Source organism: Hydrogenophaga sp. (assembly GCF_030656115.1).
Classification (GTDB): Bacteria; Pseudomonadota; Gammaproteobacteria; order Burkholderiales; family Burkholderiaceae_C; genus Hydrogenophaga.
The window spans coordinates 14,154-39,984 of sequence record NZ_JAUSOO010000116.1; the positions used below are offsets into that span (position 1 = coordinate 14,154).

A 25,831-nucleotide genomic window follows, 5' to 3' on the forward strand; every position below is an offset into this window, starting at 1 on the left:
GGGGACCAGATCAGTGTTCAGACCACTGGATCGTGCTGAGGTCGATGCCGGCCTGCACCATGTCCCACAGCGGGCTCATGGCGCGCAGCCGGTTCACCACCTCGGAGACCTGGGCAATCGTGAAATCGATCTCTTCGGCGGTGGTGAAGCGGCCGATGGAAAAGCGCACCGAGCTGTGTGCCAATTCGTCGCTGCGGCCCATGGCGCGCAGCACATAACTGGGCTCCAGGCTGGCCGAGGTGCAGGCCGAGCCCGACGACACGGCCACGCCCTTGATGCCCATCAGCAGCGACTCGCCCTCGACGTAGTTGAAGCTGCAGTTGAGGTACTGCACGGCGCGCTGGGTCTCGTCGCCGTTGAGCACCACGCAGTCCAGCTTCTGGAAGCCGGCCCAGAGGCGGTCGCGCAGGGTTTTGATGCGGGCGTTGTCGGCGGCCATGTTTTCGCGCGCCAGCCAGAAGGCCTCCCCCATGCCCACGATCTGGTGCGTGGCCAGCGTGCCCGAGCGCATGCCGCGCTCGTGGCCTCCCCCGTGCATCTGCGCGTCGATGCGCACGCGTGGTTTGCGGCGCACGTACAAGGCGCCGATGCCCTTGGGGCCGTAGATCTTGTGGGCCGACAGTGAGAGCAGATCCACCGGCAGCACGTCCAGATCGATCACCACCTTGCCAGCGGCCTGGGCGGCGTCCACATGCAGCAACACACCTTTCTCGCGACAGATCGCCCCGATGGCGGCGATGTCCTGGATCACGCCCGTTTCGTTGTTCACAAACATGACCGAGGCCAGCACCGTGTCGGGGCGCAGCGAGGCACTGAACTGGTCCAGGTCGAGCAGGCCGCTGGGCAGCACCGGCAGCACCGTCACCTCAAAGCCTTCGCGCTCCAGCTCGCGCATGCTGTCCAGCACCGCCTTGTGCTCGGTTGCCAGGGTAACGAGGTGTTTTCCCCGGGCCTTGTGAAAGTGGGCCACGCCCTTGATGGCCAGGTTGTTCGACTCGGTGGCACCGGACGTCCAGACGATCTCTCGCGGGTCGGCGTTGATGAGTGAGCAGACCTGCTCACGTGCCAGCTCGATCGCCTCTTCAGCCACCCAGCCATAAGCGTGCGAGCGGCTGGCCGGGTTGCCGAACTGTTCGGTCAGGTAGGGCCACATCTTGCTGGCTACGCGGCGGTCCACCGGGGTGGTGGCGGCAGAGTCCAGATAGATCGGCAACGCTGTGCGGGAGGGGGCGTTTTCGCGGCTGACTTCCGGCATGGCGGGCTCCTGAAAAAGGGTGGGGTGTACAGCCTTCTGCAACTTCGGTGCCATGTGCCTGGGGCACCAAAACAGCCCCTCAGGCCTTGGTTTTTGTCTGCTTTGTACGGCGGACGGCAACAGGCGGCCTCGGTTGCTGTCGGATTTGTTGCAAAGCACGCGCACACGCTGGTGGTCGTTTGTGGGCTCTGCTGGTGGCCCATGGCAGACGTGGTTTCGGCACGAATATTGCTTTAATTAAAGGCCTGATCGTCACTTTGCGGCGAAATCCCGCCGCTGGTGGATCGACCAGGCTTTTGAAGATGGGAGCCCCATCGTGATTGCAACGCCCCACATGATCCGTCGCGAGCTGGACGCGGTTTACGAAGTCAGCAAAACATTGGCCACCTCGCTGGATGTCCACAAGACCTTCCGCGAAGCCCTCAACTACCTCCTTCACGCCTTCGACTGGCGCCGCACTTTTGTGGTGGTGGCCGAGCCCGACGGCACGCTCAAAGGCCTGTGCGCCGTCGGCCTCACCCAGGCCGAACAGCAGCGCCTGCATTTCGAGTCGGGCGAAGGCATCGTGGGTCGCGTGTTCGCCAGCGGCATGCCCGCCACCGTGCCCGACGTGCGGGCCGAACCGCTGTTCCTCAACCGCACCGGCGCCGCCGACCAGAGCCCGGGCATCCCTGTGGCCATGCTCGCCACCCCCATCCGCGCCGACCACCGCACGCTCGGCGTGGTGGTTGTCGATTGCCTCAACCCCGAAGGGCGCCGCGTCTTCGCCGACGACCTGCGCCTGCTGCGCATGGTCGCCACCCTCATGGGCCAGGCGCTGCTGCTGCACCGCAGCGTCACCGCCGCCGCCGAAACCCTGCAGAACGAAACACGCCGCATGCACAAGGCGCTGGGCGCGCAACGCGCCAAGATCGACCGGGTGGTCGGCGTCTCTGCGCCCATGCTCAATGTGTTTGACCAGATCGAGCAGGTCGCGCCTTTGCGCACCACCGTGCTGCTGCGCGGCGAAAGCGGCACCGGCAAAGAAGTGATGGCCCGCGCCATCCACAACCTCTCCCCGCGTGCCAAGGAACCCTTTGTGGGCGTCAACTGCGCGGCACTCACCGAGTCGCTGCTGGAAAGCGAACTCTTTGGTCACGAAAAAGGTGCCTTCACCGGCGCACAGGGCCAGCGCAAGGGCCGCTTTGAAATGGCCCACGGCGGCACGCTCTTCCTCGACGAAATCGGCGACATCTCCGCCTCGTTTCAGGCCAAGCTGCTGCGTGTGCTGCAGGAGCGCAGCTTTGAACGCGTGGGCGGCGGGTCAGCGGTGAAGGTGGACGTGCGCCTCATCCTCGCCACCAACCGCAACCTCGAACGCATGGTGCAGGCCGGCGAATTCCGCGCCGATCTGTATTACCGCATCAACGTCGTCAGCATCCAGCTGCCGCCGCTGCGCGAGCGCCGAGAAGACATTCCCGCCATGGCACAGCACTTCCTCGAACGCTTCAACCGCGAAAACGCCAAGACCGCCCAATTCAGCCCCGAAGCCATGCGTGTGCTCACCAGTTGCTACTGGCCCGGCAACGTGCGCGAGCTGGAAAACTGCGTCGAACGCACCGCCACCATGGCGCACAACGACGTCATCAGCGACCTGGCTTTCCCCTGCCGCGACAACCGCTGCCTCACGCAGGTGCTGCACCACATTGAACGCGAAGACGCGGTGCGCCCCAGCCGCCTGGCCGAGATCCCGATCCAGGAGCGGCCCATGGGCCCCGCGGTGGCCGATCCCGGCTTGCCTCCTGCGCCACCCGCACCCGCTCCCGAGGCCGTCACCGCACCCCCCCTTCCGGTCGACGGCAAACCCGACGGTGAAGCCGAGCGCCTGGTCTGGGCCATGGAGCGCAGCGGCTGGGTGCAGGCCAAGGCGGCGCGTCTGCTCAAGATTTCACCGCGCCAGATGGGGTATGCCTTGCAGAAGCATGGCATTGAGGTGCGGAAGTTTTGAGGTGTCTGCTCGGCGCGGGTTGTCGTTGAGTCCGCGCGATCCAGCCCCCTGGTTGCGCCCAGGGCTGGCGCCAGGATGCGCAATGGCCAGGGATTCCGCCGCTGCAAGCTGGGCCCTAACTGTCGAATCGCCACCGGCACCACGGCGATCTTTTGAAACTATGCGTACGCCACCCACCCTCTAAAGCTGAACCCCGCATAGAACAGCGCGATCTTGTCGAACCCTGCTTCCCGCAGGCTCGCCTCGTCTTCTTCTGGCGAGAGGATCGACAGATTCGATTTCATGACCTGCCTTGATGGCTCCGCACTCGCGGCAGGTGTTCCAGCGAAAGCCAGATGTCGCGAAAGCCAGAGGGATCGGTCTGGCTCCGCAGACGGAATGCTGATGTGCATCACGACAAAAGGAGCCCCAGCTTTCAAGCGCTTGTGGATCGCGCGAAGCGTCTCGAGTCGCTGCTGTCGCGGAATGAAGTGAAAGGTGAGCAGCGACGTTGCGCCGTCAAAAGGCCCTTGCGGAGCGCCATCGATATAGCCTTCGTGGAGGGCCACTCGTCCTTGGTAAGGTCGAGCGGTTTGCTCTGCGAGTGCCAGCATTTCTCGCGAAGGGTCTACCCCGTCGAAGCGCCACTCGGGCTGTTCGCGGGCAAGGGCATCGATTTCCAAACCCCCTCCAGCACCGTGTACCAGGATTCGTCCATCGGCGGGGACACGCTCGGCGAGCAGCAGCTGCACCATGCGGTGCAGGCTGGAGAAGCCCGGCACCTGGTTTGGTGGTCCGTTCAGGTAGGGGTGCCTTGATGCAGTCGACGCCATGTCTTGTGTGGTTGGATTCAGCTGTGGCATTGATTTTCATGAATCATCAAAAGAAACTTGATAATACATGATCAAATAACAGTTGATGTTTCATGATGCATCGGCAATGACAGCGATCTGCTGCATCAAGACGCCGACCCCACTGAAGGCCCAGGACAAACCGATGAACAAGGACACACGCCTTTCCGACGTGCTGCATGTGCTGCTGCACTTGGGACACACGAAGGAACCCATCACCTCCGAGGTCTTGGCCAGGAGCATGGGGACCAATCCCGCTGTGTTCAGGCGGACCATGGGGGGCCTGAGAGAGGCTGGCTATGTCAGCGCTGAGAAGGGCCATGGTGGTGGGTGGTTGCTAGCCACGCCTTTGCACGAGATTTCTCTGCTCGACGTCTATGTCGCCTTGGGCCGGCCCGCCTTGTTTGCCTTTGGAAACCGGGAGAGTCACCCTGGTTGCCAGGTGCAGGAGCGCGTCAACGCGGTCTTGGCCGACACCATGGCACAGGCTGAAGCACTGTTTGTTGAGCGTTTTGCGGATGTCTCGCTGGCAGCGCTCGCGCCGAAAGTGCTCTCGAAGGCCGCCAAGCCCTGCTGAAAAGCAGGCAGCCTCGTGCGCAGGCTCACGCAGCGCTCTCCAGATAGGCTTGGCACATCGTCACCAGCTGACGGCGCAGTTTGCGTGTTTCTGCAGGGCGCAGGTTTCGCTCGAAGGCGTTGCGAACGGCACCGAATATGACGGTGACGAGCGTCAGATTCACGCTCTTCAAGTCGGTGAATGTCGCATCGGTTGCGCTGGCGAGCATTGCCGACGTCGCGGCGTCGGCCCGCTTGGCGAATGCATCGATCAGCGCCTGGTTGTCCAGCTCGGCGACGGAACGGTACAGCGCCCGGGTCACATCCGCACGTTCCGTCTTCGCTCGCCAGTACGTGTCGATCAGCGCCTCCACCATCTCACCGATGGGGCGGCCATGCTGGGCCCGACATGTGCTTTCGATCCTTGCGGCCAGGTTCTCCAGATAGCGCTCGTTGACCGCATAGACGAGGGCTTCCTTGTGCGGGAAATACTGGTACAGGGTTCCGACCGAAACCCCCGCCCGCTCGGCCACCTTCGTGGTCGTTAATCGATGCATGCCGTCCGCCACCAAAAGCTGAATGGTTGCCTCGAAAATCGCGTCCAAAGTGAACGTCGCGCGAGCCTGACGCGGCTTCTTTCGGGGACTTAGCGTGCGTGAAGCGGTGGAAGCCAAAAGCGAATCCTCAAACTGAATGATCCTTCATATAGTAGATGTGTTGCATTCACTTCGAAAGGACTTTCTGCATGACTGCGAATCGCATCGCGCTCGTCACTGGCGCGAACAAGGGCATCGGACTCGAAATCGCGCGGCAGCTGGCACAGGCCGGCATCCACGTCATCATCGGCGCCAGAGACGACGGCCGTGCCCGTGCGGCCGTCGATGACCTGGCCCGTCAAGGACTGGCCGCCCAGTCCCTGAAACTGGATGTCACCGACGCAGCGAGCATCTGCGCCGCAGCGTCGAAGATCAGACAGGAGCACGGGAGGCTGGACATCCTTGTCAACAATGCCGGCATCTTCGACCCTGCCGATGGCACGCCGGGCAAGGCCTCGATCAGCGCCGTGCGCCGGGTGTTCGAGACCAACTTCTTTGGTGCCTTGGCCGTGACCCAGGCCATGCTGCCTCTGCTGCGAGAAGCGGCGGCAGGTCGTATCGTGAATGTGTCGAGCTCGCTCGGCTCGCTGACGCTCAACGGCGATCCATCCTCGACCTACTACGCGGCCCAGTACATCGGCTACAACGCATCCAAGGCCGCGCTGAACATGTTGACCGTGCAGCTTCGGGAGGAGCTGCGCGGAACCCCGATCGTGGTCAATTCGGTCAGCCCGGGGTTCGTCAAGACCGACCTGACCGGTTACGGCAACATGACCCCGGCTGAAGGTGCGAAGCTGCCGGTTCAGTACGCCCTTTCGGGTGAAGAGACCGGCGCCTTCGTCGAGCCGGGAGGTACGACGCCCTGGTAGTCCTCGATCCGGCCTACTTTGTCGCAACCCCGACGCCTCCCCAACAAAACCACCCCCGTTGTCCCTTTTCCGACAACCGACAAAACCACCAAGCCTTTGATTTGAAAGGGTTTTTTCGGTGGCACGAAATTCGCTGGAGACCTGCCAAGCGGCCGTTGTTGGTTGCACGAAAGGGGTCTTCATGTCGACAGCATTGAGCAGTGGTGGCAGTGCAGCGTTGGGCGCCATGCCCGCCAAGACGTATGTGTCCATTGGCCAGATCAAACCCTTGGGCGCCGCGCCCGAACTGCCTTCCACGGGTGGTGGCTGCGGCACCTCCGGCGGTGAGGGCAAGGCCAGTTGCGGCACCTCCGACGGCCCCGACGACATGCCGCAAGAGGTGTGGGACAAGGTCAAGAATCACCCCTGCTATTCCGAAGAAGCCCACCACCACTACGCGCGCATGCACGTCGCCGTGGCGCCGGCCTGCAACATCCAGTGCAACTACTGCAACCGCAAATACGACTGCAGCAACGAATCGCGCCCCGGTGTGGTGTCGCAGAAGCTCACGCCCGAACAGGCCGTGAAAAAAGTGGTCGCCGTGGCCAGCGAGATTCCGCAGATGACGGTGCTCGGCGTGGCCGGCCCCGGCGACGCGCTGGCCAACCCGGCCAAGACCTTTGACACCTTCCGCATGCTGCAGGAGCAGGCGCCCGACATCAAGCTCTGCCTGTCCACCAACGGCCTGGCGCTGCCGGATCAGGTCGACGAGATCTGCAAATACAACGTCGACCACGTGACCATCACCATCAACATGGTGGACCCGGCCGTGGGCGAAAAGATCTACCCCTGGATCTTCTGGAACCACAAGCGCGTGACCGGCTACGAGGCCGCCAAGATCCTGCACGAGCGCCAGATGCTCGGTCTGGAAATGCTCACCGCGCGCGGCGTGCTCACCAAGATCAACTCGGTGTTGATCCCCGGCATCAACGACGAGCACCTGATCGAGGTGAACCGCGAAGTCAAGAAGCGCGGCGCCTTCCTGCACAACATCATGCCGCTGATCTCCGAAGCCGAACACGGCACGGTGTTTGGCCTGACCGGCCAGCGTGGCCCGACCGCTTCGGAGTTGAAGGCCGTGCAGGACGCCTGCATGGGCGGCGCCAACCTCATGCGCCATTGCCGCCAGTGCCGCGCCGACGCGGTGGGCCTGCTGGGCGAAGACCGCTCGGAAGAGTTCACGCTCGACAAGCTGGAGCAGATGGAAGTGGTCTACGACCTGGACAAGCGCAAGAGCTACCAGGACAAGGTCGAGGTCGAGCGCCAGGCGCAGCAGGCCGCCAAGCATGAAGCCTTGGCCGCCGCGGCCAGCGCCGTGGGTGTGGACGACGACATGAAGGTGCTGGTTGCGGTCGCCACCAAGGGTGGCGGCCGGGTCAACGAGCACTTCGGCCACGTCACCGAATTCCAGGTGTTTGAAGTCTCGGCCGCGCAGGCCTTGTTCGTCGGCCACCGCCGCGTCGACCTGTATTGCCAGGGCGGCCACGGCGACGACGAGCAGCTGCCCTCGGTGGTCAACGCCATCAACGATTGCCACGCCGTGCTGGTGGCCAAGATCGGTGCCTGCCCGCGCGACGAGCTGCTGGCCGCCGGTGTGGAGCCGGTGGACCAGTACGTCGGCGAGTTCATCGAAAAGGCCGCACTCGATTGGTTCAACGACTACCGCGGCCGCGTGGCCAGCGGCGCCATCACGCACCAGGTGCGCGGCGACGCGCAGATCCGCCAGGGTGCTTTCACCGGCGGCTTGGCCGAAGCCGCCTGACACCCACCCCATCCCATTCCCCACGACGTCCCCCAGAAGGAGAGCCACCATGCCCATGAAGATCATCGCGTCCACCTGCACCGCCTGCTCGGCCTGCGAACCCGAATGCCCGAACGTCGCGATCCGCGAAAAAGGCGGCACCTACGTCATCGACCCCAAGAAGTGCACCGACTGCGAAGGCCACTACGACGAGCCGCAGTGCGTGGCCGTGTGCCCTGTGGACGGCTGCATCGTAAAGATTTGAAGCACCCCCGCGCCGCGCCCAAGGGCGCGTCACCCCCTCAAGGGGGCAACACCAGCGGCCCGGCAAAGCCGGTTCCGCGGTGTTCTGGAAGGGGCTTTGCTGCGCTCGCCCTGGGGCGTGCGGTCTGTGCTTGAGACCTCCCGAGTTATTTGCGTTCATTCCACATATCGAGACCACCACCATGCTGCCCAACATCGTCCTCAAGCCCGCCGCCGTCAAGTTCATTTCGCGCATCGTGCGCTTCTCCGGTCTGCCGGCCGGTGCGGGTTTTCGCTTGGCGGTGTCGCCCGGTGGTTGCTCGGGTTACAGCTCGGAATTCAGCGCCGAAGCCGCGCCCGGCCCGGGTGAGCAGGTGCTGGAGATCGAAGGCCTGCGCCTGTTCCTGGGGGCCGAGAGCCGCCTGATGCTCGAAGGCGTGATCGTCGATTTCGCCGACACGCCCACGCAGTCGGGCCTGACCTTCACCAACCCCAACCAGGCCGCTTGCGGCTGCAGCAGCGCTTCCACCGACAGCGCGCCGGTGGTGGGTGTGACCAAGATCGAGATCGGCGCCATCGGGCGCGGTCGCCCCGCTTCGCTGGCCTCCTGAGACCCAGACCATGAACGCCGCCGCCGTCAACCTGGGGCTGGACGATGCGCTCGACGCGTTCGGCGCCGGTGCGATCGGCGGCGCGGTCAGTCCCGAGGTGGACGCGCTGATCAAAGAAGCGGGCCTCAGGCGCGACCAGAGCGACGAGGCCCTGGCCTTGCTGGAGCGGGCGCGAGCCCTGGCACCCAGCCACCCCGGGCCCTTGATCGCGCTCTACCGTTTTCATTTTTATGGCCACGCGCTGAACCAGGCCCGAGCGGTCGGTGAAGACGCGCTGGCGATTGCGCGCAGTGCGTTGGGCCCCAACTTCGGCGACCAGCCGCCCGACGACGAAGCCCTGCGCCACGACCCGGCCGTGCGCTTCTACCTGTTCACGCTCAAGGGCCTGGCCTACCTGAGCCTGCGCCTGGGCGACTTTGAGGAAGCGCGCCTGATGCTGGCCGCGCTGCGCCAGCTCGACCCGAAAGACCACCTCGGTGGTGCCTTGCTCTCACACGTGCTCGCGCGCCGCGAAGCGGCCGACACGCCCGACGCGGTGGACCCGCTGAGCGCCTACCCGGTGCGCGGCTGGAGCGGAAGCGGGGCGAAGTTATGAGCGCCCTGAGCGACTTCATGGGCACCCGCGCGCCCGCCGGCGACATCGAAGCCTCGCACTGGCAGGGCGGCCCGGTGGACTGCAGCGCCTGCGAATACGCAACCCTGCGCGATCGACCGGCCGAACAGGGCTGCGAGCCCGGCCATGCCTGCATGCAGGACGTGTACGCGCGCCGCATCGACCGCTTTTTCCGCTGGCACCCGGAGCAGGGCGACCGCCAGCTCGGCCATGCGTACTTCGAGGTGCGTGCCATCGCCGCGCGCCACGCCAACGTGTTCCGCCTGGTCTCGCTGATGGACGACCCGGACGAAACCGTGCGCCTGCAGATCGCGCTGCGCCTGCCGCAAAACATGCTCGGCCGCATGGCGCGCGACCCGCACCGCGAGGTGCGCATCCGCGTCGCCCAGCGGCTGGAAACGGCGGAGCTGGCCGCCATGCGCAACGACACCGATTACGGCGTGCGCGAATGGGTGGCGCGGCGCATCCCGCTGGCGCTGTTGCCCACCATGGCGCGCGACCCGGACCGCGCCGTGCGCCTGATCGTGGCCCGGCGCCTGGAGATGCCGGCGCTGCTGATTCTGCTGCGCGACGATTCACCCGAGGTGCGCCGCACCGTGGCCGAGCGCCTGCCCACGCCCTTGTTGCCGTGCCTGATGGCCGACACCGACTGGCGCGTGCGCTGGGAAGTGGCGCAGCGGGCTGACCCGTCCCAGCTTGACCCGCTGCGCGAAGACGACGACCCCCTGGTGCGCCAGCGCGTGCTTGAACGCCAGGCCCAGCGCCAGGCCCTTTCACCCGTTCCGGGAGCACCGCATGGCTGACATCAACCGCGACGACGCCGAGATCGAACTCGCCTTCCCTCCTCGCTTCCAGTACGGCGAACGCGTGATCGCGCGCTCCGTGGTGCGTAACGACGGCACCTACAACGGCAAGGACATCGGCGAGGTGCTGGTGAACAAGGGCGAGATCGGCTACGTCATCAACATCAACACCTTCCTGCAGCAGTTCTACATCTACGCCGTCGACTTCGTCGAATCCGGCCACCGCGTCGGCATGCGCGCCAAGGAACTCTGCACCCTCGACAACCTGCCCGACGAGGTGCTGGCGCAGCTCGGCGACAAGGCCTCCCGCATCACGACGCTCGGTCAACCCCAACCTGAAAAGGAAACCCCATGAACGGCATCGAACCCCGCGAACCCGTCTACGCCTGGGGCCAGCGCGTGATCGCGCTGGACGACCTGGTCAACGACGGCAGCTACCCCGAGCGCGAACCCGACGCGCTGCTCGCCGCGCGCGGCACGGTGGGCGAGATCGTCAACATCGGCCACGCCCAGGAACTCAACGAACCGGTCTACCTGGTGCAGTTCCCGGGCTGCGTGGTCGGTTGCCTGGAGATCGAACTCGTGCCCGCTCCGGCCGGCCTCTTGCCCGAAACCGAAGACGAGGCCGCATGAACGCTGTGCCCGAAGCGCGCACCCCGCCGCATGACCTGACGCTGCACCGCCTGGAGCGGGCGCTGAAGGAACGCGTGCGCTACCGCTTCGTGCAACCGACCGTGTGGTTCGACGCAGAGGGCTACCGGGTCGAGAGCCCGTGCTGCTCGCGCAACGTGGACCCGAGCGGCGGCACCATCGCCATTGCCTTGCTGAAACCGCCCGTGGGCGAACACCCCTGCTGGACGCTGTGCGCACGCGACCACCAGCAGCAAGCCTGGGTGGTGAAAGAGCGGGCCGACCAGATCGAGCCCCTTCTTGATCTCCTCTGCCTCGACAGCGAACGTCAGTTCTGGCCATGAAGACCATGACCCCCCCGCAGCGCTTCGCGCTACCCCCCGAGGGGGCGGCACTGGCCGTCCGGCAAAGCCGGCCCGGCGGTGCCCTGGGTGGAGGGAGCAGTTCGCCATGATCTACCTCGACCACAACGCCACGACACCGCCTGCGCCCGAGGTGCTCGATGCGATGGGGCCGGTGTTTGTGAACGCCTGGGCCAACGCCTCGTCGCAGCACGGGCCGGGGCAAGACGCCAAGCGGGTGCTCGGCGCGGCGCGCGCCACGGCGGCCAAGGCCCTGGGCTGCAAGACCAGCGAACTCATCTTCACCAGCGGCGCCACCGAGGCCAACCACATGGCCTTGACCGGCCTGCTGGCCGCGGCCCAGGCGCAGGGCCGCCAGCGCCTGCTGATCGGTGCGGTCGAACACTCGGCCCTGCTGCGCCTGGCGCGTTCGCTGGCCGGGCAGGGCGTGCCCGTGGACGTCATGCCGGTATCGCCCGACGGCCGCATCGACCTGGCCGCCGCCGAAGCCTTGATGGGTCCGGACCTGGCCCTGGTCTCGCTGATGGCGGCCAACAACGAGACCGGTGCGCTGATGCCGGTGACGGAAATCGCAACGCTGGCCCACGCGGCCGGCGCCGCCATGCACGTGGACGCCACGCAGTGGATCGGCAAGCTGCCGTTTTCATTTGCCGATTACCCGGCCGACGCGGTCTCGCTCTCGGCCCACAAGTTCCACGGCCCCAAGGGCGCGGGCGCCTTGCTGCTGCGCCAGGGCCGGGCCTTCGTGCCGCCGGTGCCGGGCAGCCAGGAGCGCGGCCGGCGCGGTGGCACCGAGAACCTGCCCGCCATCGTCGGCCTGGCCGCGGCGCTCGAACGTCTGGGCGATCTGGCGGCGCAGGCCCAACAGGTGGCCGGCCTGCGCGACGCGCTCGAACGCGGTCTGGCCGAACTGCCCGGCCTGCACGTGTGGTGCCAGGGCGTGCCGCGCCTGCCGGGCACCAGCTACCTGCGTTTTGGTTTGGTGGATGCCGACGTCGTGCTGCAGCGCCTCTCGCGCCTGAACGTGGCGGCGTCCAGCGGCGCGGCCTGTTCCTCGGGCGGCAGCGAGCCCTCGCACGTGTTGACCGCCATGGGCGTGCCGCGCGACGAAGCCCTGTGCGCCATCCGCTTTTCGCTCGGCGATGAAACCCGAAGCGAAGACATCGCCCTGTTGCTCAACAGCCTGCCGGCTTTGATCGAACCCTTGCTCAGCGTTGCCGCTGAGTCCTGAATTTTTTGTGTTTGCCTGACTGGAGCCGATGATGAAAGTGATGATCCGCCGAGATGCCAAAGGTGTGCTGAGCGCCTATGTGCCGAAGAAAGACCTGGAGGAGCCCATCGTCGACATGGTGAACCCCGGCATGTGGGGAGGCCTGGTCACGCTGGCCAACGGCTGGCAGCTGGACCTGCCGGTCATGCCAGAAGGCACGACGCTGCCCATCACCGTCGAAGCGCGCCGCCTGGCGTCTTCGGTTTCCGAGGACTGAACGCCATGTCCATCAGCACCGAACACCTGCGCGCGGCCGGCGAACTTGTGGGCGCTGCCGCCACCCTGCGCGACGCGGCCTCGATCTGGCGTTCCCAGCACCCCGAGATGAAGGTGGTGCTGGTCGATGCGATGGACATGCGCGACGAAAAGCCCGCTCTCCTGCTGGGTGCCCGCAAGGTCTACCTCGCCACCTCCAACGGCCACTGCTGGAGCGTGACCGAGGCGCCCGAAGAAGCCGACGCGCTCATCCTCACCCAAGACTGATCGGGCACCCCATGGAAATCGATGCCATCTCCCTCTACGAGCCCGAGTGCGGCGAGCGCGAGATCCAGCTCGTCACCGCCGTGCTGGAATCGGCCCGCTGGGGCGATGGCCCCATGCTGGAATCCTTCGAACGCGCCTTCGCCGGCTGGGCCGGGCGCCGCCATGCGGTCGCGGTGGGCAGCGGCACCCTGGGCACCTGGATCGCGCTGCGCGCCTATGGCATCGGCCCGGGCGACGAGGTGGTCTGCAGCAGCCACGCCTGGCACCAGGTGGCGCAGGCCATCACGCTCGCGGGCGCCACGCCGGTGTTCGCCGACATCAACTACTGGACCGGCTGCCTGAGCCCCGAGAAGGCCGCGCTCAAGATCACGCCCAAGACCCGCGCCATCCTGGCCGGCAACACCAACGGCCACCCGGCCGACTGGGACCCACTGCGCGCGCTCGCAAAAGCGCACGGCATCCCCCTGATCGAAGACAGCACCGAAGCCCTGGGCTCGCGCTACAAGGGCCAGACCGTGGGCAGCTTCGGTGATGTGTCGGTGTTTGACTTTTCGCAGCCTTCTGCGCTGTGCACCGGCGAGGGCGGCATGCTGGTCACCGACGACGACGCGCTGGTGCACGAACTGCGCTACCTGCGCCAGCGCCGCGTGAGTGACCGGCATTCGGTCTCGGTCGGTTCCCGCGTGCCGCTGCAGGCCGGCATGAGCGAGATGACCGCCGCGCTCGGCCTGGCCCAGCTCGCCAGCCTGGACGACCGGCTGATGGAGCGCAAGCAGGTGGAGCTCTGGTACCACGAGCAGATGCAGAGCTTCGAGGGCGTGAAGCCGCCCTACCTGGCCGAGAACGTGGACGAGGTGCACTGGATGCTGTACGTGGTGCACCTGGGCAAACGCTTCACCGCCAGCGCCCGCGCGCAGATGGTGGACGACCTGGCTTCCAGCGGCATCGAGACCGCGGCCTACAGCCACCCGCTGCACCAGCAGTTCTATTACATGAACGCGGCCGCGGCCATCGGCCAGCAGCGCGGCCTGCTGCGCGACACCGACCGCATCGGCGACCGCGCCCTGGCCCTGCCGCTGCACACCCAGATGGACGCGGTCCAGGTGCAGTACATCGTCACGACCCTAAAAGACACGGCCACCAACGTAGGCGCCGGCGCCGCCATTTACCTCTAAGGAAACCCCATGACCGACCTGATCCAAGACATCGCCCGCCGCCTCGACGCCGGCAGCGTCATCCCCTACCTGGGCCCGGACATGTTGTCGCTGTGCGAGGCGGGCAAGGTGCCGGCCACGCCGCTGGACCTGGCGACCTTCATGACGGCCAAGGTCAGCGTGCCGCACAAGGTGCGCCACCGCCTGACGCAGGCGGCCCAGTTCATCGAGAACTTCAAACACCGCAAATCGGTCGTGCACCTGATGAACGAGGCCTTTGCCAGCTCGCCCGAGCCATCGCCGCTGCAGCTCGCCCTGGCGGGCAGCAACGCCGGCCTCTGGGTCGACACCTGGTACGACGACACCATGCTGAACGCCCTGACCCGCGTGCGCGGCAGCAGCGGCTGGAACCAGGTGCAGGGCCTGTCGCAGTCCGAACATTTCGGACACTGGACCGGCGCCTACGACGCCCAGGGCCAGGCGCTCGACACCCTGCCGGTGGCGCCCACGCACTACAAGCCCTGGGGTGGCCACAGCCCGGCCGGCAACTACCTGGTGTCCGACAGCGACTACGTCGAGGTGCTGACCGAGATCGACATCCAGACCCCCATCCCCGAGGCGGTGCAGGCCTGGCGCAGCGGTCGCAGTTTCCTGTTCCTCGGCTGCCGCTTCGACGACCAGCTCACCCGCTGCTTCGCACGCCAGATCATGAAACGCTCCAGCGACCTGCACTGGGCCGTGCTGCCCAACGAGCCGACCCGCATGGAAAAGCGTTTCCTCGAAGAGCAGGGCATCACGCGCATCAACATGCCGCTGGCCGATTTTTCGACCGCGCTGATCGACGCCCTGCAGCCCGCACTGGCCGCCTGAGAATTTTTCGACCGTTTCCCAACCAGCCATGAGGCCACAACCATGACCACGATCACCGTCCTTCCTTCCGGCAAATCCTACGAAGTTGCCGCCGGCACCACCATCCTCAAAGCGCTGCTCGGCGTGGGCGAGCCGATCATGAGCAAATGCGGCGGCGATGCCAAGTGCGAGGCCTGCCACGTCTTCGTCACCAGCGGCCGCAAGAGCCTGTCGCGCATCCAGCCGAAGGAGAATGAAAAGCTCGACGGCATGGTCGGCATCGGATCGGCCTCGCGCCTGGCTTGCCAGGCGGTGCTGGGCGAAGACCCGATCACGGTCGAACTTTTGATGACGAGCTGAAGCCACAGGGCCGCACCACCATGGCCGATCTGCTTCATCTGCCCACCCCCAAGGTGGCCGACGTCGTGGTGGTCGGCGCGGGCCTGTGTGGCCTGGCGATCACCCGCAGTCTGGTCGCGCGCGGCCTGAGCGTGACCCTGCTCGAAGCGCGCGAGCGTTTCGGCGGCCGGGTGCTGACCCGCAGCGATGGACAGACCGGCCAGGCGCTCGACATGGGCGCCACCTGGTACTGGCCCGAGACCGAGCCGCGCATCAGCGCGCTGCTCGACGAACTGGGTCTGGCCACGCTGGCCCAGCACGACCCGGGCGACGCGCTCTGGCTCACCGACCCCAACCGCGAACCGGAACGCCGGCAGGAAGCGGGCGGCGTGCACGCCGGTGCCCGGCGCATCCAGGGTGGCGCGGCCCGGCTCGTGGACGCGCTCGCCGCCGAACTGCCCGCGGGCTGCCTGCAGCTGGGCAAGCCCGTGCGCGTGTTGCGCGACCGCGGATCCCACATCGACATCCTGCTGGAGACCGGTGCACCGCTGCGCGCGCGACAGGTCGTGCTCGCCTTGCCGCCGCGCCTGGTGCACGATCGCATGCTGCTGGATCCGCCCCTGCCGGCGACGGTCTGGGACGCGATGGAAGCCACCGCCACCTGGATGGCGACGCACGCCAAGGCCCTGGTCGCTTTTGAGCACGCCTTCTGGCGCGAAGCCGGGCAGTCGGGCAACGCCTTCGTGCGCCATGCCCAGGCTGTGCTCGGCGAGGTGTTCGACGCCTGCGACGAAGCCCATGGCGCGGCGCTGGGCGGCTTCGTGGCGTTGAACCCGGCGCAGCGCGAGCACTTCCAGCGCGGCCTGCCGCTGCTGATCGACAGCCAGCTCGCCCAGCTCTACGGCCAGGCCGCACAAAGCGGCCGGCTGCAGTTGCAGGACTGGTCGCTGGAGCCCTGGACCTGCAGCGACACCGACCGCGCCACGCCCCCCGAGCCGCCGCTGGCCGCCCCACTGCTGCGCCAGCCGCTGTGGAGCGGCCGGGTGTTCCTGGGCGGCAGCGAAACGGCGGCCCATGGTGCCGGCCACATGGAAGGCGCGCTCGAAGCGGCCGACCGCATCGCCCATGCGCTGCTGCGCCAGAAAGCGCCCACCGCCGCCCCTCAGGCACCGGTGGCCCAGGACCGCGAAGCCGCACTGCGGGCCTTTGCCGAAGGCGTGGCGGCGCGCGCCGCCGCCGCGCCCGACCAGTACCGCCGCCACCTCACACGCCTGCTCTCCAGCCAGCAACACGATCTGCTCACGCAGCGCGCGCTGCTCGCCACGGTGGACCGCGTCTACAGCGAGAGCCTGGCGCAACTCGACGCTCTGTTGCCAGCGCTCGACGCCGCCGACGCTGCGGTCGCGCAGGGGCAGCACGCGCTCACGCCGCAGTTGTTGGCAACGTTTGCGGGCTGGAACAAGGGCTTGATGCAGGCCGCGCTGGCCTTCAACGCCAGCTCGTGTGCCTTGTCGAACTTCGCTCAAGACCAGGCGCCCGACGCCGAGACACAACGCGCCATCACGCTCGACCTGGCCGCCGCCTGGCGCGAGTTCGCCATCGAGCTCAACGCCCGGTTGCTGCAAGCCCAGCCTGTCGCAGCCAGCGCCTGAAACACCCATGAGCCAACCCATGCTGCACAGCGCCTTGTTGGGCCTGATCCAGAACGCCTGCGAATCGGTGCTGATCCTGGTCGAGCAACTGCCGCGCGAAGAACTGATGCGTTCGCGCCTCACCCGTGGCGAGGTGCAGCGCCAGCTCGCCACCCTGGCCGCCAGCGTGGCGCAGATCGAGCCTGAGCAGCGCGCCACCATGCCCGAGCTCGACTGGTCGGGTTGGGCCTTGATGCAGGTGCAACTTGCTGGCCCACCCGGCGAGACCTTGGACGAAGCCCTGTGGTTCGCCAGCCAGTCGCTGGTGCCCGCCACGCTGTTGTGGCTGCGGGTGTACCGACAGAGCCAGCCGGAGCTGTTTCGCATGAGTCTGGCCTGAGGACCTGAAACGCATTGCGGTCTGAGGGGAAACTTGCGGGTGCAGCGTCTCGCGGCTGCGGCAGGCGCTGCCCGGTGGGGGCTCATCCGGGGTGGTCGGCGCGTTGCGCCGACTTCGCTGTGTCCGCCCGTCTGGGGCCGGCGCGGCCAAACTCGCTTCGTTCGCTGCGCTCTCTTCGCTCAGACAGTGGCCGCGAGTCAGAAACGAAGCGCGCACCTGCGCGCCCGGCCCCAGACGGGCGGACACAGCCACCCCGGAACATCGCCCCCACCGGGCAGCGCCTGCCGCAGCAAGACGTGAATGGGCTCTCCATCGGTAGCGAGCACACGCCTTGGCATCGCGAGGTGCAACGAACGAGATCTGCGTTCAACCAAACAACACAAAAACAGAGACGCGTTCCCTTCCGCAAGCTGGCCCACGTTTTGCAAACCAGGTCAACAAGCCACGAAAGAGTGGACGTTGTGTAGCAAAGCACACAACGCTGTCGTCAGACCCGTGCGTTATGTCGTGATCGATACAGGAGCCCGTCATGCCTCAACCGTTGTACAGCCCGCTACCCAACGCCTGCCCCGCGCGTGGTCAAGCGGTGGCGTGGATGGAGGAACTGCCGTCCGATCTGGTCGGGCTCGTGGTGGCGCCCGTGAGCTTTGCCGTCGAGCAGGAACACGAGATCGTGGCCGACCGCAGCCTCGGCCTCGACGCCGAAGGCCAGGCCTGCTTTTGCGCCTTCCGCTATGTGCAGACGGCGCTGCGTTCGGACGACGACGAGATCTTTTACGAGGCCCCGGTCTACGCCGAAACCGTGACCGCCTGGCGCCTGCCCGACAGCCGCTGGCTCACCAGCCACAAGGTGATCAACCGCTTCGGCGCTGGCGCGGTGATTCCCCGGCTCTCGCTCAGCAGAGGCATGCCGCGATGAGCGTCACCAGCCAGCCCCTGATGGGCAAGCTGATGATCGACACCGCCATGGGCAGCTTCCTCGGCGACAAGCGCATCCGCCTGCTCGAAGCCATTGCCCAGCACGGCTCCATCCTGCAGGCCGCCAAGGCCGTGCCCATGGCCTACAAGGCGGCGTGGGACGCGGTGGATCACATGAACAACGTGGCGCCCGAACCGCTGGTGCTGCGCGCCACCGGCGGGCGCCACGGTGGCGGCAGCGAACTCACCGCGTTTGGCCGCCGCCTCATCGCCTTCTACCGCGCGCTGGAGCAGGAATCGCAGGCCGCGCTCGCGCGCCTGAGCGGCCAGCTCGCGCAGCACGGCGCGCAAGACATCGCCGAGTTCCGGCACATCCTGAGGAAGCTGACCATGAAGACCAGCGCGCGCAACCAGTTCGCCGGCCCCATCGGCGCCATCCGCACCGGCGTGGTCGAGAGCGAGGTGATCCTGAAGCTGGGCCCGTCGCTGGAGCTGACGGCCATCGTCACCAACGAGTCGGTGCAGAACCTCGGCCTGGCAGAGGGCCGCGACGTGCTGGCCTTCGTCAAGGCCTCGTCCATCGTGTTGATGGTGGAAGAGGAGGGCGCGCGCGTCTCGGCGCGCAACCGCTTCCGCGGCCTGGTGCAACAGATCCACCACGGCCCCGTCAACACCGAGGTCACGCTGGACCTGCCGGGCGGCCACCACGTGCTCACCGCCGTGGTCACCGACCCGAGTGTGCAGCGCCTGGGCCTGGCGGTGGGCCAGCCGGTGACCGCGATCTTCAAGGCATCGAGCGTGTTCCTCGTGTCCACCGACTGAAACCCGTTCGAAAAAACCAAGGACCTTTCATGAAAGTCGCCATCGCCACCCACAAGGCCTGGAGCCAGGTCAGCGGCCACGCGGGCCAGGCCCGCGAGTGGCTGCTGTTTCATTGCCAGAGCGGTCAGCCGCTGCCCGATCCGCAGTGCATCACGCTCACCAAAGAACAACTGCCTCACCACTTCAAGGACGACGGCCCGCACCCGCTGCACGGCGTGGCGCTGCTGATCGCGGGCAGCGCGGGCGACGGCTTTCTGCGCCACATGGCGGGCTGGGGCGCGCAGGTGCTGCTGACCGGCGAGACCGATCCGCTGGTGGCGCTGAACAAGGTGCTGGCCGGCGAGGCCCTGCCCGACACGCGCTTCGACGTGACCACCGCGCTGTGCAAGGTGCGCGACCTGTTTTCCCGGTATTGAGCCTTTCCACCCCCACCCCAAGGAGTGCATTCATGTTCACACCATCCACCCTTCGTACCATGCTGGCAGGCCTTGCGCTGGCTTCTGCGGCGGCCATGGCCGACGAGGTGTCCGTGGCCGTTGCGGCCAACTTCACGGCGCCTTTCAAGCAAATCGCGACGGATTTCGAAAAAGACACCGGCCACAAGCTTGTGGCCTCGTTCGGTTCCACCGGCAAGTTCTATGCGCAGATCCGCAACGGCGCACCGTTCGAGCTGCTGCTGGCGGCCGACGACGCCACACCCGCCCGCCTGATCCAGGAAAACGCGGCCGTGGCCGCAAGCCAGTTCAGCTACGCCATTGGCAAACTCGTGCTCTGGTCGGCCAAACCCGGCGTGGTGGACCCGGCGGGTGAGGTGCTCAAGCGCGGCAGCTTCCAACACATCGCGCTGACCAACCCCCAGCTCGCTCCGTACGGTGCCGCTGCGGTGCAAACGCTGCAGGCCCTGGGGGTGTACGACCGCCTGGCCCCCAGGTTCGTGACGGCCGAGACCACGGTGCAGGCCTACCAGTTCATCAGCAGCGGCAACAGCCCACTGGGTTTTGTCGCGCTGTCCCAGGTGCTCAAAGACGGCCAGATCGAAGGCTCGGCCTGGGTGGTGCCGGCCGATCTGTACACCAGCATCCGGCAAAACGCCGTGATCCTGAACAAGGGGCGGGACAAGCCGGGCGCCGCGGCCTTCATGAACTACCTGCAGGGGCCCAAGGCGCGGGCGGTGATCCGAGGCTTCGGGTACGGGATTGAGCAATGAAGCGCGGTGCCCGCTGCGACGCACGAACCCCGTCTCACAGAGGTTGATCCCCATGTTGTCGAACGCCGATCTCAACGCCATCTGGCTCACCATCCGGCTCGCCGGCATCACCACCGTGTTGTTGCTCATCCTGGGCACACCGGTCGCCTGGTGGCTGGCCCACACCCCTTCGCGGCTCAAGAGCTGGGTGGGTTCGGTGGTCACGCTGCCGCTGGTGCTGCCGCCTGCGGTGCTGGGGTTTTACCTGCTGGTGTTGCTTGGTCCCGAGGGGCCGCTGGGCCGACTCACACAGGCGCTGGGCCTGGGCCTGCTGCCGTTCACCTTCGCCGGGCTGGTGGTGGCGTCGTTCATCTATTCCATGCCCTTTGTGATCCAGCCGCTGCAGCAGGCCTTTACCGCCATCGGGCGCGCGCCCATGGAAGCCGCCGCCACGTTGCGCGCCTCGCCGCTGGACGCTTTTTTCACGGTGGCGCTTCCGCTCGCGCGGCCGGGCTTCATCACGGCCGCCGTGCTGGGCTTTGCGCACACGGTGGGCGAGTTCGGTGTGGTGCTCATGATCGGCGGCAACATCCCCGGCAAGACCCAGGTGCTGTCCATGGCCATCTACAACCACGTGGAGGCCATGGATTACGCCAAGGCCCACTGGCTGGCCGGCGGCATGCTGGTGTTTTCTTTCGCCGTACTGCTGCTCCTGAACAGCCGCGGCTGGAACCGCATGGCATGAAGCCCCCCTGCGCCGCTTTGCGTTTCCCTCTCTCTGGCCTTTGGCCGGAGGGGGCCGCAGCCCCCGGCCCGGCAATGCCGGCTCCACGGCTGCGCCGAAAGGCGGGCGCCGCCCTGTTTCGAACACCGCAGCGTCCGTGTGGCGCCATGGAAAGCAGACATGACGATTGAAGCCCGCTTCCGCCAGGACTATCCCGGCTTCACGCTCGACGTGGACCTGCACCTGCCCGGCCGTGGCGTGACCGCACTGTTCGGCCCCTCGGGCTGCGGCAAATCCACGCTGCTGCGCTGCATCGCCGGCCTGAACCCATCCGAGTCGGGCCGTTGCGTGGTGAACGGCGAAGTCTGGCAAGACGGCGCGCAGGGCCTGCCCACGCACCGGCGCGATCTGGGTTACGTGTTTCAGGAGCCGCAACTGTTCGCCCACCTCAGCGTGCGGGCCAACCTGCAATTCGGCCGCGCGCGTGCCACGGCAGCGCAGCAGCGCGTGGCGTGGGACCGGGCCATCGGGTTGCTGGGCATCGGCCACCTGCTGGAGCGCCGCACCGCCGGGCTTTCAGTCGGCGAGCGCCAGAGCATCGCCAATGCGCGCGCGCTGATCACCAGCCCGCGCCTGCTGCTCATGGATGAGCCGCTGGCCGCGCTGGACCTGGCGCGCAAGAACGAGTTCATGCCCTACCTGGAAAGGCTGACGCACGAGCTCGACATCCCGGTGGTCTACGTGAGCCACGCGCCCGACGAGGTGGCGCGCCTGGCCGACCACATCGTCGCCATGGAAGCGGGCAGGGCGCTGGCCTCGGGCCCGCTGGCCGAGGTGCTGTCGCGCGTCGATCTGCCGATCCGCCTGGGCGAAGACGCGGGCGTGGTGCTGGAGGGCGTGGTGGTCGAGCGCGACGCGGCCTGGAGCCTGGCGCGGGTGGCGTTCCCGGGCGGCTGCCTCTGGGTGCGCGACGGCGGGCAAGACAAAGGCGCCACGGTGCGCATCCGCATCCTCGCGCGCGACGTGAGCCTGGCCCTCTCGCCCGCGACCGACACCAGCCTGCTCAACAGCCTGCCGGTGGTGGTCGACCAACTGGCCGACGACAGCCACCCGGCGCTGGCCTTGTGCCGTTTGCAGGTGGGCACTTCGTCGTCGTTGCTCGCGCGGTTGACGCGGCGTTCGGCGGCTGCGTTGGGGCTGACGCCGGGTCAGGCGGTTTGGGCGCAGATCAAGGCGGTGGCGTTGATCGGGTAGGGCCGGGCTGAATCTGCTCGCTCAGCACCAAGGGACAGGATATCTTGAGCATCTCCACCGAATCGCAATTCGACTCGCAAAAACAACTATTTTTGCGAGGTGTCTGTAGAAATACTAAAAGGTGACCAACACAAACGCGATGCGTCAGGGCTTTCCAGACTTTGTTTAAGTGTCTTTGATCTACACGCGAATCGGTAGCGACACTTGCGGCTGGATGGGTACCAGTGTCTTCGCGTAGGCGCGCAGGATTTCGTTATAGAGGTCGGCATGCTTGGGGGCTTCGACGGTGATGATCAGCGCGTAGCGGATCTTCTCGGCGCCGGTGGCTCGACCGCCGGCTTCGCGCGCGTTGTAGTGGATATCGAAGACCGGATTTTTGAGGGTGCTGCCGCGCATGTTTTTCGCGCTGTGTAAGACCGTTTCCCATTTACCCATGTCGGAGCGCCGCTCTTCCTCTGTTGCGTACTTCTTCATGTCGAAAAAACTCTTGGTGTCGGCGTTGGCCTTTCCGTCCTTGATCTTCTCGTCGCTGGGCCTGAAGACAACCTCCAGTCCCGCGCGCGTGTACGCGGCAGCGTCCTGTGGATCGGTCGGCGAGGCATAGCAGAAGGTTGCTTTGAGTCGGATGCTGCCATTCAGGCCACCGATGGGCAGCGGCAACGAGGCGCGCAGGTATTTACCCGGCTTCAACTCTCCTTGGTAGACCACGCGCGCTACGCCCTCCGGACATGTGATGATGCGCATCAAGTCCTCGGGCACCTTGCCCCAGCCTACTTCCAGTTTGTCGTGCTCCAGGGGATTTGCGGCATGAACCAGCAGTGCCTTGATGGCGAGGGGCGACAGTTCTGCGCCCAGGATGGCACGAATACCGACAGCACTGCGCAGCAGATACGGGGATGCAAAGCTGGTGCCCAGTTGGGGTGAAAGGGCCGCTTTCTTACCCGGAGACAGTACGTGGAAGTAGTTGCCGGCATTACCGCCGAACGCCATCAGATCCGGCTTGACCACACCTGGGCTGCGGCCAGGGCCGACCGCGCTGTACGGCGCGCGTGCCCAGATCGCCTCGGTGTCGTTGGCGGCGCCTACTGCCAGCGCGTTGACACAGTCCGAAGGCACCTGCACGCGAGCATTGCCTGAGGCGCGGTCCATCTCACCGTTGTTGCCGATGGCCACGGTCATCAGGGTGTCGCCGTCGCTCAGAAGATCGTCAATGACCGACGTCCAGGCGTGTACATCGGTATCCTCGATCGGCAAGTCCGGACCGAGACTGAGATTGATGAACTGGTACTGCCGTGAAAGCAGAACCTGTTCGACAAAGCCCAGAGTCCGGTACAACTCCAGCGGATCTTCCGTGTCAGCGTCTTTGTCGAGCACGCGCAAGTGATCGACATAAGCAAAGGGACGGGCGGCAGTGCCGTTCGGCTGGATGGGTCCGAACAGGAATGCGGAGCTGACGGCAAGGCCATGCTCCAAGCCTGCCGGGTCGTCTTGTGCATCTTCGTCGAGAACGCGATACGAGCGCAGCCATGGGCCGATTGCGTGCTGTTTGGGCAATCCGCCATCAAGGATGGCAACCTTGGGCTCCGACGACAGAGGCTGTTCGGTCGGTAGGTTGCAACCGACCGACACCTCGCCAGTGCGGTGCACGGGCCGCATGCCGCGCAGTTTGGGCACCGGGCGGATGATGCGCACGAAAACGAATTCGGCGAGCCGTTCGATGTGCTCATGCTTACCTTCGACTGGCACGAACCATAGGTTGCCCGCTGTGAAGCCAAGGTCGCTATGAACCTTGACGCTCACCTCCTTGGCATATTTCACGAAGGATTGCTGGACAAACAGGCGGCTTTCATCAGGCAGCAAGTGGATGCCCACCTCGAAGAAGCGATCCTTGGGGCTGCCGTAGTCGGCAATGCGTTCATGAGGCGTGAATGCAGAGAACTGCTCGATATGCGCCAGGTCCAGCGCTTCATCGGACTCGGGCTCGATCTGCTGGGTCCAGTCATTGAGGTGGCGAAACGCTTGGCGCTTACCGGCAACGAACAATTCGGTCGTCGTGCATTCCTGCGGCGCTCCCTTCTTGGTCCAGCCGCCGGGCGTCACCTTCACGGTACGACTACCGACAGACTCCAGGCCGACGGTGCGCAGCATCGCCACCGGGAAGAATGACCGGGCGATGTAGCTGGGATTCATCGTTAGCCGGGCAACGCCGAAGTCACCAGGGCAGGCGTTCGCAGGCAAAGCATCGAGTGCGGTGGCGGTCGCCGAGAACTGAGGCATCAACCGCTGTGCGGCTTGAGCGAGGGTGTACACCTCGGCCTTGCCCGGCATGCGTTTGGGTCCCTTGATGTCGTGGGTCAGCAGTTCGCCGCGCCCGATCAGAAAATTGGTTTGGCTCATGCGTCAGGCTTTCTTTTTGAGGGTTTCTTGACGGTGGGTGGTTGCTCACTGGTGTACTTTCGGATGGTGTCGCGACTCACGCCAGTGATGTCGGAAATCGTGTGCTGCGAAAGACGGGTCTGCTTGGCCAGCAGCACCGCCAGATCAATACGCCCCTGACGTTCCAGGACGAGCGCGCGCGATTTGACGAACTCTTCGATCAGATCAGCATCTGAAGCTGTACCCAACGCGACGGCACGTCGGAAACGCTGAAGATCGCGTTCGATGTCGCTGAATGACTCACCATTGAAGACGAAGGTCAGAATGTCGATCCAGCGCCCGAACAGCGCATAGTCCTGGCCCAGAAAGCGTTTGATCGCCTGTTTGACGGCGGGCATTTCTGGTGCCTTGAAATTGATCACCAAATCGAAACGCCGCCACAACGCCGGGTCAATCAACTCTGCATGATTGGTTGCAGCCAGCAGCAAACTCGTGGCAGGCCACTCATCAACCTCCTGCAGGATGACGGTGACCAGCCGCTTCAACTCGCCGATGTCGGCATCATCACTGCGGCGCTTGGCGATGGCGTCAATCTCATCCAGCAGCAATACACAAGGGCTACGTTTCGCGAAATCGAGTGCGGAACGCAGGTTGCTTCCGCTGCGTCCGAGCAGGCTGCTCATGACGGCGGACAGATCCAACACATACAGTGGCACACCCAATTGCGAGGCTAACCAGCGCGCCGTGAGCGTTTTGCCGACACCTGGTGGCCCCACAAAAATGGCGGATCGTGTTGGGCTCAGGCCCATTGATGCCAAACGCTCCGTTTGACGGCGCTCTTGGATCAGTTGACTCAAGGTTTCTTCGAGATCAAGCGAGAGAAGGGGTTGCTCGCGACTGGACTCGTCCTTGAAAACCTTCAGCAGTGACAGTCTCGAGTCGTCGTCGACCGGCAAGGTCTGCGTCGGCAACGCGGGTTGCGCGACCTTTCGCATGGGGGCGCTTGAGCGAGGCGCCTTCGCACGCAGATACAAATCCATCTGTTTGGCCAGCTCTGGATCGGTATTGCGGTACTTCCGTACGAGGCGAGCTACAAACAGTCGCACGTCCTCTGTTTGCTCGGCAAGTGCCAGCCTGATCAACTGGGCTAAATCTGATTTAACTTCTTTCATTTGGTCCAACATGTTTGCAACTTATTGATTTTAATTAAAATTTTTTTCTTTAAAACTGGAACAGTTGTATTCTCACACGTTTTTTCTGAGCTGTGAAGAACGGCACACGCTATGCCCAG

The 25,831-nt window shown here is 65.6% G+C and carries 30 protein-coding genes; 25 read left to right on the forward strand and 5 right to left on the reverse strand.

What is annotated here, in order from left to right; all coding sequences use genetic code 11:
- Positions 1–10: 10 nt before the first annotated feature.
- The gene (locus tag Q7J58_RS14010) at positions 11–1,255 is read right to left on the reverse strand and encodes an IscS subfamily cysteine desulfurase (protein ID WP_304829143.1); all 1,245 of its coding nucleotides are present in this window, start codon (positions 1,253–1,255) and stop codon (positions 11–13) included.
- Positions 1,256–1,589: 334 nt separating this feature from the next.
- Between Q7J58_RS14010 and nifA the strand changes: the two genes are divergently transcribed.
- On the forward strand, positions 1,590–3,242 hold the full coding sequence (gene nifA / locus Q7J58_RS14015) for a nif-specific transcriptional activator NifA (protein WP_304829258.1): 1,653 nt from the start codon (positions 1,590–1,592) through the stop codon (positions 3,240–3,242).
- 158 nt (positions 3,243–3,400) lie between these two features.
- On the opposite strand, the gene Q7J58_RS14020 is transcribed toward nifA, so the two are convergent.
- Positions 3,401–4,084, reverse strand: a complete 684-nt coding sequence (locus tag Q7J58_RS14020; protein WP_304829146.1) for a class I SAM-dependent methyltransferase — start codon at positions 4,082–4,084, stop codon at positions 3,401–3,403.
- Positions 4,085–4,217: 133 nt separating this feature from the next.
- On the opposite strand from Q7J58_RS14020, the gene Q7J58_RS14025 reads away from it, so the two are divergent.
- Positions 4,218–4,649 (forward strand): Rrf2 family transcriptional regulator, encoded by a 432-nt coding sequence (locus Q7J58_RS14025; RefSeq protein ID WP_304829148.1) that lies wholly within the window; start codon positions 4,218–4,220, stop codon positions 4,647–4,649.
- A 25-nt stretch (positions 4,650–4,674) separates the two neighbouring features.
- On the opposite strand, the gene Q7J58_RS14030 is transcribed toward Q7J58_RS14025, so the two are convergent.
- Positions 4,675–5,301, reverse strand: coding sequence for a TetR/AcrR family transcriptional regulator (locus Q7J58_RS14030; protein WP_304829151.1), 627 nt, complete (start codon positions 5,299–5,301; stop codon positions 4,675–4,677).
- Positions 5,302–5,372: 71 nt separating this feature from the next.
- On the opposite strand from Q7J58_RS14030, the gene Q7J58_RS14035 reads away from it, so the two are divergent.
- The 23 genes from Q7J58_RS14035 to modC all read left to right on the forward strand — a co-directional run bounded on the left by Q7J58_RS14035 (position 5,373) and on the right by modC (position 22,164).
- Positions 5,373–6,092, forward strand: a complete 720-nt coding sequence (locus Q7J58_RS14035; protein ID WP_304829153.1) for an SDR family oxidoreductase — start codon at positions 5,373–5,375, stop codon at positions 6,090–6,092.
- A 181-nt stretch (positions 6,093–6,273) separates the two neighbouring features.
- Positions 6,274–7,893: a nitrogenase cofactor biosynthesis protein NifB gene (nifB, locus tag Q7J58_RS14040; RefSeq protein WP_304829156.1), complete on the forward strand. Its 1,620-nt coding sequence runs from the start codon at positions 6,274–6,276 to the stop codon at positions 7,891–7,893.
- A 49-nt stretch (positions 7,894–7,942) separates the two neighbouring features.
- Positions 7,943–8,137 carry a 4Fe-4S binding protein gene (locus tag Q7J58_RS14045; RefSeq protein WP_177138544.1) on the forward strand — a complete coding sequence of 65 codons (195 nt, stop codon included), beginning with the start codon at positions 7,943–7,945 and terminating at the stop codon, positions 8,135–8,137.
- 181 nt (positions 8,138–8,318) lie between these two features.
- Complete coding sequence (locus Q7J58_RS14050) at positions 8,319–8,726, forward strand: iron-sulfur cluster assembly accessory protein (protein ID WP_304829166.1); 408 nt, start codon at positions 8,319–8,321, stop codon at positions 8,724–8,726.
- 10 nt (positions 8,727–8,736) lie between these two features.
- On the forward strand, positions 8,737–9,321 hold the full coding sequence (locus Q7J58_RS14055; protein ID WP_304829169.1) for a hypothetical protein: 585 nt from the start codon (positions 8,737–8,739) through the stop codon (positions 9,319–9,321).
- Positions 9,318–10,142 carry a 4Fe4S-binding leucine-rich repeat protein gene (locus tag Q7J58_RS14060; RefSeq protein WP_304829172.1) on the forward strand — a complete coding sequence of 275 codons (825 nt, stop codon included), beginning with the start codon at positions 9,318–9,320 and terminating at the stop codon, positions 10,140–10,142. The genes Q7J58_RS14055 and Q7J58_RS14060 overlap by 4 nt, the downstream gene beginning before the upstream one ends.
- Positions 10,135–10,497, forward strand: a complete 363-nt coding sequence (locus tag Q7J58_RS14065) for a nitrogen fixation protein NifZ (RefSeq protein ID WP_304829174.1) — start codon at positions 10,135–10,137, stop codon at positions 10,495–10,497. Before Q7J58_RS14060 ends, Q7J58_RS14065 begins: the two co-directional genes overlap by 8 nt.
- Complete coding sequence (locus Q7J58_RS14070; protein WP_304829177.1) at positions 10,494–10,775, forward strand: nitrogen fixation protein NifZ; 282 nt, start codon at positions 10,494–10,496, stop codon at positions 10,773–10,775. Before Q7J58_RS14065 ends, Q7J58_RS14070 begins: the two co-directional genes overlap by 4 nt.
- Positions 10,772–11,116, forward strand: coding sequence for a hypothetical protein (locus Q7J58_RS14075; protein WP_304829180.1), 345 nt, complete (start codon positions 10,772–10,774; stop codon positions 11,114–11,116). The genes Q7J58_RS14070 and Q7J58_RS14075 overlap by 4 nt, the downstream gene beginning before the upstream one ends.
- A 106-nt stretch (positions 11,117–11,222) precedes the next feature.
- Positions 11,223–12,365, forward strand: a complete 1,143-nt coding sequence (locus Q7J58_RS14080) for a cysteine desulfurase family protein (protein WP_304829183.1) — start codon at positions 11,223–11,225, stop codon at positions 12,363–12,365.
- A gap of 31 nt (positions 12,366–12,396) precedes the next feature.
- Entirely contained in the window at positions 12,397–12,621 is a 225-nt protein-coding gene (gene nifT / locus Q7J58_RS14085) for a putative nitrogen fixation protein NifT (RefSeq protein WP_177138519.1), read from the forward strand.
- Positions 12,622–12,626: 5 nt separating this feature from the next.
- Positions 12,627–12,887, forward strand: coding sequence for a hypothetical protein (locus tag Q7J58_RS14090; protein ID WP_304829191.1), 261 nt, complete (start codon positions 12,627–12,629; stop codon positions 12,885–12,887).
- 11 nt (positions 12,888–12,898) lie between these two features.
- On the forward strand, positions 12,899–14,062 hold the full coding sequence (locus Q7J58_RS14095) for a DegT/DnrJ/EryC1/StrS family aminotransferase (protein WP_304829194.1): 1,164 nt from the start codon (positions 12,899–12,901) through the stop codon (positions 14,060–14,062).
- 9 nt (positions 14,063–14,071) lie between these two features.
- The gene (locus Q7J58_RS14100) at positions 14,072–14,911 is read left to right on the forward strand and encodes an SIR2 family protein (RefSeq protein ID WP_304829197.1); all 840 of its coding nucleotides are present in this window, start codon (positions 14,072–14,074) and stop codon (positions 14,909–14,911) included.
- A 42-nt stretch (positions 14,912–14,953) separates the two neighbouring features.
- The gene (locus Q7J58_RS14105; RefSeq protein WP_290968272.1) at positions 14,954–15,250 is read left to right on the forward strand and encodes a 2Fe-2S iron-sulfur cluster-binding protein; all 297 of its coding nucleotides are present in this window, start codon (positions 14,954–14,956) and stop codon (positions 15,248–15,250) included.
- 20 nt (positions 15,251–15,270) lie between these two features.
- Positions 15,271–16,881 (forward strand): FAD-dependent oxidoreductase, encoded by a 1,611-nt coding sequence (locus tag Q7J58_RS14110; RefSeq protein ID WP_304829204.1) that lies wholly within the window; start codon positions 15,271–15,273, stop codon positions 16,879–16,881.
- A gap of 7 nt (positions 16,882–16,888) precedes the next feature.
- Complete coding sequence (locus Q7J58_RS14115; RefSeq protein ID WP_304829207.1) at positions 16,889–17,260, forward strand: hypothetical protein; 372 nt, start codon at positions 16,889–16,891, stop codon at positions 17,258–17,260.
- A gap of 529 nt (positions 17,261–17,789) precedes the next feature.
- Complete coding sequence (locus Q7J58_RS14120) at positions 17,790–18,179, forward strand: hypothetical protein (RefSeq protein ID WP_304829210.1); 390 nt, start codon at positions 17,790–17,792, stop codon at positions 18,177–18,179.
- A complete protein-coding gene (locus Q7J58_RS14125; RefSeq protein WP_304829213.1) occupies positions 18,176–19,000 on the forward strand; it encodes a TOBE domain-containing protein in 825 nt (274 codons plus the stop codon). Before Q7J58_RS14120 ends, Q7J58_RS14125 begins: the two co-directional genes overlap by 4 nt.
- Positions 19,001–19,029: 29 nt before the next feature.
- On the forward strand, positions 19,030–19,416 hold the full coding sequence (locus tag Q7J58_RS14130; protein WP_304829215.1) for a hypothetical protein: 387 nt from the start codon (positions 19,030–19,032) through the stop codon (positions 19,414–19,416).
- A 32-nt stretch (positions 19,417–19,448) separates the two neighbouring features.
- Entirely contained in the window at positions 19,449–20,207 is a 759-nt protein-coding gene (gene modA, locus Q7J58_RS14135; RefSeq protein ID WP_304829218.1) for a molybdate ABC transporter substrate-binding protein, read from the forward strand.
- 52 nt (positions 20,208–20,259) lie between these two features.
- Positions 20,260–20,931, forward strand: a complete 672-nt coding sequence (modB, locus tag Q7J58_RS14140) for a molybdate ABC transporter permease subunit (RefSeq protein ID WP_304829221.1) — start codon at positions 20,260–20,262, stop codon at positions 20,929–20,931.
- A gap of 159 nt (positions 20,932–21,090) precedes the next feature.
- Positions 21,091–22,164 carry a molybdenum ABC transporter ATP-binding protein gene (modC, locus tag Q7J58_RS14145; protein WP_304829224.1) on the forward strand — a complete coding sequence of 358 codons (1,074 nt, stop codon included), beginning with the start codon at positions 21,091–21,093 and terminating at the stop codon, positions 22,162–22,164.
- A gap of 180 nt (positions 22,165–22,344) precedes the next feature.
- Here the strand turns inward: modC and Q7J58_RS14150 are convergent, their stop codons facing one another.
- Together Q7J58_RS14150 and Q7J58_RS14155 are read right to left on the reverse strand one after the other, a co-directional pair.
- Positions 22,345–24,561: a S8 family peptidase gene (locus Q7J58_RS14150; protein WP_304829227.1), complete on the reverse strand. Its 2,217-nt coding sequence runs from the start codon at positions 24,559–24,561 to the stop codon at positions 22,345–22,347.
- A complete protein-coding gene (locus Q7J58_RS14155; RefSeq protein ID WP_304829230.1) occupies positions 24,558–25,724 on the reverse strand; it encodes an ATP-binding protein in 1,167 nt (388 codons plus the stop codon). Before Q7J58_RS14155 ends, Q7J58_RS14150 begins: the two co-directional genes overlap by 4 nt.
- Positions 25,725–25,831 lie beyond the last annotated feature (107 nt).

Excerpts from the sequence above, each read along its gene's own strand:
- Q7J58_RS14010 (WP_304829143.1), bottom strand. The coding sequence starts at position 1,255 with ATGCCGGAAGTCAGCCGCGAAAACGCCCCCTCCCGCACAGCGTTGCCG.
- nifA (WP_304829258.1), top strand. The coding sequence starts at position 1,590 with ATGATCCGTCGCGAGCTGGACGCGGTTTACGAAGTCAGCAAAACATTG.
- Q7J58_RS14020 (WP_304829146.1), bottom strand. The coding sequence starts at position 4,084 with ATGCCACAGCTGAATCCAACCACACAAGACATGGCGTCGACTGCATCA.
- Q7J58_RS14025 (WP_304829148.1), top strand. The coding sequence starts at position 4,218 with ATGAACAAGGACACACGCCTTTCCGACGTGCTGCATGTGCTGCTGCAC.
- Q7J58_RS14035 (WP_304829153.1), top strand. The coding sequence starts at position 5,373 with ATGACTGCGAATCGCATCGCGCTCGTCACTGGCGCGAACAAGGGCATC.
- nifB (WP_304829156.1), top strand. The coding sequence starts at position 6,274 with ATGTCGACAGCATTGAGCAGTGGTGGCAGTGCAGCGTTGGGCGCCATG.
- Q7J58_RS14045 (WP_177138544.1), top strand. The coding sequence starts at position 7,943 with ATGCCCATGAAGATCATCGCGTCCACCTGCACCGCCTGCTCGGCCTGC.
- Q7J58_RS14050 (WP_304829166.1), top strand. The coding sequence starts at position 8,319 with ATGCTGCCCAACATCGTCCTCAAGCCCGCCGCCGTCAAGTTCATTTCG.
- Q7J58_RS14055 (WP_304829169.1), top strand. The coding sequence starts at position 8,737 with ATGAACGCCGCCGCCGTCAACCTGGGGCTGGACGATGCGCTCGACGCG.
- Q7J58_RS14060 (WP_304829172.1), top strand. The coding sequence starts at position 9,318 with ATGAGCGCCCTGAGCGACTTCATGGGCACCCGCGCGCCCGCCGGCGAC.
- Q7J58_RS14065 (WP_304829174.1), top strand. The coding sequence starts at position 10,135 with ATGGCTGACATCAACCGCGACGACGCCGAGATCGAACTCGCCTTCCCT.
- Q7J58_RS14070 (WP_304829177.1), top strand. The coding sequence starts at position 10,494 with ATGAACGGCATCGAACCCCGCGAACCCGTCTACGCCTGGGGCCAGCGC.
- Q7J58_RS14075 (WP_304829180.1), top strand. The coding sequence starts at position 10,772 with ATGAACGCTGTGCCCGAAGCGCGCACCCCGCCGCATGACCTGACGCTG.
- Q7J58_RS14080 (WP_304829183.1), top strand. The coding sequence starts at position 11,223 with ATGATCTACCTCGACCACAACGCCACGACACCGCCTGCGCCCGAGGTG.
- nifT (WP_177138519.1), top strand. The coding sequence starts at position 12,397 with ATGAAAGTGATGATCCGCCGAGATGCCAAAGGTGTGCTGAGCGCCTAT.
- Q7J58_RS14090 (WP_304829191.1), top strand. The coding sequence starts at position 12,627 with ATGTCCATCAGCACCGAACACCTGCGCGCGGCCGGCGAACTTGTGGGC.
- Q7J58_RS14095 (WP_304829194.1), top strand. The coding sequence starts at position 12,899 with ATGGAAATCGATGCCATCTCCCTCTACGAGCCCGAGTGCGGCGAGCGC.
- Q7J58_RS14100 (WP_304829197.1), top strand. The coding sequence starts at position 14,072 with ATGACCGACCTGATCCAAGACATCGCCCGCCGCCTCGACGCCGGCAGC.
- Q7J58_RS14105 (WP_290968272.1), top strand. The coding sequence starts at position 14,954 with ATGACCACGATCACCGTCCTTCCTTCCGGCAAATCCTACGAAGTTGCC.
- Q7J58_RS14110 (WP_304829204.1), top strand. The coding sequence starts at position 15,271 with ATGGCCGATCTGCTTCATCTGCCCACCCCCAAGGTGGCCGACGTCGTG.
- Q7J58_RS14115 (WP_304829207.1), top strand. The coding sequence starts at position 16,889 with ATGAGCCAACCCATGCTGCACAGCGCCTTGTTGGGCCTGATCCAGAAC.
- Q7J58_RS14120 (WP_304829210.1), top strand. The coding sequence starts at position 17,790 with ATGCCTCAACCGTTGTACAGCCCGCTACCCAACGCCTGCCCCGCGCGT.
- Q7J58_RS14125 (WP_304829213.1), top strand. The coding sequence starts at position 18,176 with ATGAGCGTCACCAGCCAGCCCCTGATGGGCAAGCTGATGATCGACACC.
- Q7J58_RS14130 (WP_304829215.1), top strand. The coding sequence starts at position 19,030 with ATGAAAGTCGCCATCGCCACCCACAAGGCCTGGAGCCAGGTCAGCGGC.
- modA (WP_304829218.1), top strand. The coding sequence starts at position 19,449 with ATGTTCACACCATCCACCCTTCGTACCATGCTGGCAGGCCTTGCGCTG.
- modB (WP_304829221.1), top strand. The coding sequence starts at position 20,260 with ATGTTGTCGAACGCCGATCTCAACGCCATCTGGCTCACCATCCGGCTC.
- modC (WP_304829224.1), top strand. The coding sequence starts at position 21,091 with ATGACGATTGAAGCCCGCTTCCGCCAGGACTATCCCGGCTTCACGCTC.
- Q7J58_RS14150 (WP_304829227.1), bottom strand. The coding sequence starts at position 24,561 with ATGAGCCAAACCAATTTTCTGATCGGGCGCGGCGAACTGCTGACCCAC.
- Q7J58_RS14155 (WP_304829230.1), bottom strand. The coding sequence starts at position 25,724 with ATGTTGGACCAAATGAAAGAAGTTAAATCAGATTTAGCCCAGTTGATC.